A 6,375-nucleotide genomic window follows, 5' to 3' on the forward strand; every position below is an offset into this window, starting at 1 on the left:
GGCACCTTCATACCCACGGCCCACCGCCACACTCACACCGGCCGACCCCACCACGGCCACCTCACGGCCCAGCGCAACGACCGCCCTCAGCAGTCCCTACGAGCCACCACACACAACAGTTCAAAGCAGGCCCACCTCGGCGGGGCGATGGCTGTCGGCGGTCCTTCCGGTGCGGCGGTGTCGCTTACCGGTCGAGCCGGGCGGTGACCGCTTCGAACAGCATCGTGCCGAGATCGCAGATCTTCTTCGGGTTCAGGTCCGGCTCGCCGTCCACCCAGCTGGTCATCAGCTCGTAGACGGCGGCGACCAGGCCCACGGCAAGGAAGAACCGGTCAGGTTCGCCGCCGGCGGCGGGCGGTGGCAGGAGCTCGCAGATCAGCTCGGCGAATGCGGACACGCCCTGACGGCGGTGCGCCAGGGAGACCGGACCCGCGCCGGTCACCTCTCGCATCTTGATCCGAGCCCGCCCCGGGTCCTCGGCGAGCAGGTCCATGAGGGTGCCGAGCATCGCCCGCACCCGCTGTGCGGGAGTGCCCGGTCCGTCTAATGCGGTCCGGCAGGCGGTCAGCTCCTGATCGAGGATGCGGTCGTGGACCGCGGCGAGCAGGTGGTCCAGGTCGGGGAAGCTCTCGCCGAAGTAGCGCTCCTGCAGCCCCGAGGTGCGCAGCACGGCGCGGATGGAGGTCGATGCGAACCCGTGTGCCGCGAACAGCTCCAGCCCGGCGTCGATCAGCCGTTCCCGCCGTTCGGCTCGGCGTTCCTCGGCGCTCTTGCCGTCGTAGGTCCTCATCGAATGGCAAGACTACCGGTCCGGCCGCCCCGCCGATCCAGGTTCACGGCGTGGGACGGTCAGCGCCGCCGACCGTCGGTGTCGCTGAGTGATCAACCTTTCGGCTACCGGGGCCCTGGGCGGGCCCACGCTGGGAAACGCCTGGAACCGTGCGCGGTGAAGACGCACACCAGCTCGTGAACCGAAAGGCACTACCGCAGCATGGCCGACGTACATCATTTCACCAACGGAATCGTCACCCCGGGCGTCGCGTACACGCTGTCTGTCCTGGGATCTGTGCTCTGCCTGGTCTGCACGGCCCGGATGCGCACGTCAGGCATGGCCGGGCAGCGCTTCTGGTGGCTGGTGCTCGCCGCCGCCGCGCTCGGCGGAACGGGGATCTGGGCCATGCACTTCATGGCCATGCTCGGCTTCGCGGTGACCGGCGCGCCGATCCGCTACGACATCGGCCGCACCGTGCTCAGCGCGCTCGTCGCCATCGTGACCGTCGGCCTGGGCCTGCGCACCGTCGGGTACGGCCCGGCGCGGCTCAGCAGGATCATCCTGGGTGGACTCCTCACGGGCGTCGGCGTGGCGGGCATGCACTACCTGGGCATGTTCGCGATGCGGTTGGACGGCGTCATCTCGTACGACCCCGGCCTGGTCGCGGCGTCGGTGCTGATCGCCGCCACGGCCGCCTCGGTGGCGTTCTGGTTCACGGTCGTGCTGCGCCGCCCGGTGGCCATCGCCGGCGCGGCGCTGCTGATGGGCGTGGCGGTGTGCAGCATGCACTACACCGGCATGGCCGCCATGTCGGTCCGGCTCACCGACCCGACGCACACCATGGGCGGCGCGTCGGCGACGAGCCTGCTGGTGCCGATCTGCGTGCTGGTGCTGCTGGTGGTCGGCGGCCTGGTCTACGCGATCGGCGCCACGCCGACCGCGGAGGACGTCTCCGCCCGGGAGTACCTGGACCAGGTGCGGCTCGCCCGGGAGCAGGCCGCGCTCGCGGCCGAGCAGGCGAAGTCGCGCCGCGCCGTCTCCGACCGGGCGGGCGGCTTCCGGCGCTGAACACGACCGCCCGCCGTGGCGGCCGCGGCGGGCCGCACCACGGGTCCGGCGTGCACGGTCCCCCGGTGTCGGAGCCGGCTCAGATGCCGGGTTCCTAAGCTGGTGGGGTGAGCGAGACGACGGCACGGCCGTCCGCAGCCCGCGAGCGCCTGCTCGCCGCTGCGGCACAGGTGTTCTACACGGAAGGCATCAACGCGGTGGGAGTCGACCGCGTGATCGAGCAGGCGAAGGTGACCCGGGCGACGTTCTACCGCCACTTCCCCGGCAAGGAGGACCTGGTCCGGGCGTACATCGAGCAGGCGGACGCCGCCATCCGGGCTCGGCTGGACGAGGGCTTCGCGCACGTGCCGGACGCGGGCAAGCTGCTCGAGCTGCTGGTCGAGGGCATCGGTGCGGAGATCTGCGCGCCGGGCTTCCGCGGCTGCCCCTTCATCAACGCCGCGGCCGAGTTCCCGGACCCGGGCCACCCCGTCCACCGGGCCGTGGTCGCGCACCGCGCCTGGTTCCGGGACGCGCTCGTCCGGCTGCTCGCCGCGATGGGGTACGCCGATCCGCAGGCGGGCGCGGACGCGCTGGTCATGCTGCGGGACGGCGCGATGGTCGCGGGCTACCTCGGCCGGCCCGAGACGGCTCGCGACAACTTCGCGGCGGCGGTCCGGGCTTTGGCGGGCCGTGCCTGAACATCGGGCAGGTCTGGTCAGCGGGCCGCGCTGGACGGGCCACCTGACGGTGCTGGTCCGTCCAGCGCGGGGTGGACCGGCGTGGCCCTCCGGCCGCGGGCGGGGGTGTTGCCGCAGCGCGGATCGAGCCGCCGCGCGCCGAGCGTGTTCTGCTCGAGCGCGCGTCGCCGGGGCCGGCTCACCACCGACCGGAGGCCTACGGCCCGTGGCCTCGTCGGCAGGCTGACTGTCCCGTTCGAGCCCTCCGCGGGCGACCCACCGGGCCGGGGCGGTCGCCCGCGGAAGAGCGTCGGCGCGAGTGCGTAGAGTGATGACCGGCCGACACGTCGTAATACGGCCAGGTTCGCATTTTGGTTCATAGGTAAATGGCAGTTAACATTCGTTACATCTGTCACATCTAAGGCTGACCTGCTCGGCTCAGGTCGAAGGGGTGGACGGACCTCGGAGGCTGCCGGCCAGGCCGAGCCAGATGGCGATCGCCTCCGCGCGGTTGCGGGCGCCGAGCTTCGAGTTGATGTTGTTGATGTGGTTCTTCACCGTCTTCTCGGCGATGTAGAGCCGGACGGCGAACGCAACGCCGTCTCGACCTCGCACGGGCCGCCTCGCCGACGACCGAGGCCCGTCCGCCGGCGTCCAGCGCGGTGCGCATCCCGAGGCGGCCGAGGACGTTCTCGTCGCTGACGACCACATTGACCAGTGGCGCGGAGGCGGGTGCCTGCGAGGTCATCGATGGTTCCCAGGTGGTGCCGGGTGGTGCCTGCATGCGGCAGTGTCGCAGATGTGCCGCCGGTGCGCCATGGGCGGCGGACGGGCGCCTGTCCGCTGGGACGTCGTCGGGCGGCAGGTGGTGGGTCCGCGGACCCATGACCGGGATTGGGCCTGCGAAAGAGGTTGCGACCCCGTTACGTTCGGGGCCGGAGCACGACGACCGCGCCTGGGGTGCGCTCTCCCGCCGATGAGTGAGAACAACGTCGCTGACCTGTGGAGCGCCGGCCGTCGCACCGGCAGGGAACCGAGGTTACGGTGGAGAGGGGCAGGAGACCATGGGTGCGGACCTCACGGTGGAGCCGGAGGCGATGAGGCGGGCCGCGACCGCCTTCCGTGATTTTCGGGAGACCGTGGAGAACGCGGGGAGGGTCTTCGACAATCCCGTACTGCTGGACATCGGGGATTTCGAGACGTCGCAGGCCTTCGGGGATTCGATCAGTGAGGGTATCGGCCAGTGGCGGCAGGCACTCAACATGATCTCCGCGACGTTCGACAGATCTGCCGGCGTGCTGGACAGTGCTTCTCGGATGCTGACCGACGCCGACGAGAGCAACGACGACATCGTGCTGGACGACATCGACGCCATCGGAAGTTAGAACCGCCATGCCGGACTGGGAGTCGTGGGAATGGCGTCAGATTGAGGACGCTGTTCTCGGCAATCCGAGAAAAGACCCGCAGGGCCTGCGGGACACGGCCGCCAAGCTGATCGGCATCGAGCTCACGCTCGGCAACGTGCACTACGACCTGATCCAGCAACGCCGGCGCCTGGTCGCGGACGACGTTTGGAAGGGCAGCGCGGCGGACGCTTTCGACGCCGCGCTGGGCAGCATCCGGCGAATGATCGCCGCGAATCAGCGGCTGCTGACGGGAACCCGAAACTGGCGCACCGTGCTCGAAGACGCGGCAGCTGCCCTCGACCGGGCGATGCTGGAAATGTGGCAGCTCAACCTGGACGGTGCGGACCGCACCGCGCGGCGTTACCAGGAGATCATCGATCGATGGGAAGCCAACGGCTCCCGCCCTGAAGACGTGACTTCTGAGATGTGGCCGCCCTACACCCTGGACGACAACGGCAACGCCATCTACTTCCCTGAATGGTACCCCGACATCAAGGAGTACATCACACGGGAGGCGCGCCGTATCATCAGCGGACTCGATGCGGCGTACAAAGGGGCCGGTGACAATCTGGAACGGCTCGCGCCCATCGTCGAGCTGCCCGCCCCGCGTCCGGATGACGAGCCGCCGTCGGGTCTGAACGGACCGCCGCTGCCGGACGGTGCGCCGGGCGGGGGTGGGCCTGGGCCTGTTCCCAACCCGAATCTTGATTCTCCGCCCGATCCGAACCTGGACAAGACCGTGCCGCCGCCGACCGCAGGCGGCGGCCCGCCGCCGGGACCGCTGGATGTTCCCACCCCCGGCGGCTTGGACCAGCCCCCGACCGGCGGCGGACCGAACCTACCTGATGACGGTCGGTTCCTTGCGCCGTCGCCAGGTGGCGGTTCTGGAACCGGTGGTCCGCCATCGGGGCCGCCGGGTCCCGGCATCGGCGTTCCTGCCCCGGGCACATCGGGGCCCGGTATCGGCCGCCCGGTTCCCACCGTGCCGAGACCCGGACTCAGCTCGCCGAGACCGGGCGTACCCGGCTCCGGGGCCGGCGTGTCGAAGCCGGGCGTCGTCGGCCCCGGCATGGGTGGCCTGCGCCTGCCGGGCTCGGCAGGGGGCGGTCTGGGCGGCCCCACCGCACCGCCGATCCGGTCGGAGTTTCCCTTCAGCCTCGCGGGCACGGGTGCCGGAGCAGCGGGACTGGGCGGAGCAGGTGGCCTGGCGCGTGGCGGACTCGTCAGCGAGTCCATGCATGCGCCGATCGGCTCTCGGGCCGGTGGGACCAGCAGCCCGCCGTACATGCCGCCGATGTCCGGCGCGGGCGGCGGTGGCGGCAAGGACGACAACAAGGAGCGCGAGCGCACGACCTGGTTGCAGGAAGACCGGGACATCTGGGCCGTTGCCGGGGAGGCCCCGCCGGGCGTCATCCGCGGCGGCGACCCGACCCAGAGCGAGGACGCCATGCCCGAAACGGGTACGGCGGAGATTCCGGGGTACACCCCCACGCGGCCCCGCCCCGGCCAGACCGGCACCACCGAGGCCCGGCAGCATCGACGATAAGTCGGCAGAGCGGGGCTGCGCACCGGACCGCATCGGCCTGGTCCGGGCAGCCCCGCTCAGTCCGATCGGCCGGCAGGCCGTGGTGTCCTGGCCTGATCGGCACGTTCCGCAACCCCGGGTCCTTCAGGGCACCGTGAACGCCGGAACCGCGTGCTCCGCACCCGTTACCCGCCTGGGCGTGAACACATGCCGCCAGGCGTTCTCCGGTTGGTCGGCGGCGGCCGGGTCGATGCGCGTCTGCAGCGTGTGCAGAACTCGCAACGCCTCCCCGGCCTGCCTCGCCGGTCCCTCCGCGAACTGCACGGTCCGATCACGAACGGAGCCGGGCGCGGAGCGTTCCGGCCGACTGTCTCCTCGGGCGCCGCCGGCCAACCCGGGGCGCCTGCCGCGGGCCCTTTTCCGGGCGTCTGACAGCGTCGTGATGAGTTCCTGGGCCCACGTTTCTCCGGCAGGGGTCCGAAACCCCGCGTTGGGCCTGCGAGCAGGCCGACTGTGCTGGTTACGGTCGGCTCGCCTGCGCCCGCGCGCAGGTGCGGCAGCCCGGCATCCGCCGGCACGGCCGGCTCGTCACCATGACCGGAGATCCCATGATGCAGCTTTCGGCCGGGGAGACCCACGGGCAGACGCTGCTGACCGCCTCTGCCGCGGGCGGCTGAGTCATGGGCATGCAGGTGCCCGACTGGGTGGGCAAATTCTTCCTGATCGTGACGGGCGAATCGTGGCCGCAGGCGGACGAGGACCAGCTGTGGGCGCTGGCCCGGTTGTGGGCGGCGTTGGAGCAGGTCCTGATCGCGGTCGAGGAGGAACTCGTCGCGATCGGGCACGCGGTCGACGGTGCTGGTTGGAAGGGTGAGGCCGCGCAGGCGGTACGGGCGCGGCTGGAACAGCTGATCGACAGCGGCGACCTGCACGAGCTGGTCGAAG

General features: G+C 71.0%; 7 protein-coding genes. 5 read left to right on the top strand and 2 right to left on the bottom strand.

The genetic code is table 11. From position 1 onward, the window contains the following. Nucleotides 1-184: 184 nt before the first annotated feature. Nucleotides 185-790 carry a TetR/AcrR family transcriptional regulator gene (locus Cco03nite_RS41390; RefSeq protein ID WP_203699526.1) on the bottom strand — a complete coding sequence of 202 codons (606 nt, stop codon included), beginning with the start codon at nt 788-790 and terminating at the stop codon, nt 185-187. 201 nt (nt 791-991) lie between these two features. Here Cco03nite_RS41390 and Cco03nite_RS41395 point away from each other — a divergent pair, with 201 nt between their 5' ends. Beyond that, complete coding sequence (locus Cco03nite_RS41395; protein WP_203699527.1) at nt 992-1,840, top strand: MHYT domain-containing protein; 849 nt, start codon at nt 992-994, stop codon at nt 1,838-1,840. Between the two features lie 107 nt (nt 1,841-1,947). Next, the gene (locus Cco03nite_RS41400) at nt 1,948-2,520 is read left to right on the top strand and encodes a TetR/AcrR family transcriptional regulator (RefSeq protein WP_203699528.1); all 573 of its coding nucleotides are present in this window, start codon (nt 1,948-1,950) and stop codon (nt 2,518-2,520) included. A gap of 417 nt (nt 2,521-2,937) precedes the next feature. Here the strand turns inward: Cco03nite_RS41400 and Cco03nite_RS42740 are convergent, their stop codons facing one another. Then, nucleotides 2,938-3,114, bottom strand: a complete 177-nt coding sequence (locus tag Cco03nite_RS42740; protein ID WP_239168085.1) for a LuxR C-terminal-related transcriptional regulator — start codon at nt 3,112-3,114, stop codon at nt 2,938-2,940. Nucleotides 3,115-3,563: 449 nt separating this feature from the next. Between Cco03nite_RS42740 and Cco03nite_RS41410 the strand changes: the two genes are divergently transcribed. From Cco03nite_RS41410 to Cco03nite_RS41420, 3 genes are all read left to right on the top strand, one after another. After that, a complete protein-coding gene (locus tag Cco03nite_RS41410) occupies nt 3,564-3,884 on the top strand; it encodes a WXG100 family type VII secretion target (protein ID WP_203699530.1) in 321 nt (106 codons plus the stop codon). 7 nt (nt 3,885-3,891) lie between these two features. Beyond that, complete coding sequence (locus tag Cco03nite_RS41415) at nt 3,892-5,451, top strand: WXG100 family type VII secretion target (protein WP_203699531.1); 1,560 nt, start codon at nt 3,892-3,894, stop codon at nt 5,449-5,451. A gap of 659 nt (nt 5,452-6,110) precedes the next feature. After that, the coding region (locus tag Cco03nite_RS41420) for a WXG100-like domain-containing protein (protein WP_203699532.1) at nt 6,111-6,375 on the top strand (265 nt) is incomplete at its 3' end.

The sequence above is a fragment of the Catellatospora coxensis genome (genome assembly GCF_016862635.1).
GTDB lineage: Bacteria > Actinomycetota > Actinomycetes > Mycobacteriales > Micromonosporaceae > Catellatospora > Catellatospora coxensis.

What these genes read in the sequence shown, in the direction of transcription:
- Cco03nite_RS41390 (WP_203699526.1), bottom strand. Translation starts at nt 790, where the DNA reads ATGAGGACCTACGACGGCAAGAGCGCCGAGGAACGCCGAGCCGAACGG.
- Cco03nite_RS41415 (WP_203699531.1), top strand. Translation starts at nt 3,892, where the DNA reads ATGCCGGACTGGGAGTCGTGGGAATGGCGTCAGATTGAGGACGCTGTT.
- Cco03nite_RS41410 (WP_203699530.1), top strand. Translation starts at nt 3,564, where the DNA reads ATGGGTGCGGACCTCACGGTGGAGCCGGAGGCGATGAGGCGGGCCGCG.
- Cco03nite_RS41395 (WP_203699527.1), top strand. Translation starts at nt 992, where the DNA reads ATGGCCGACGTACATCATTTCACCAACGGAATCGTCACCCCGGGCGTC.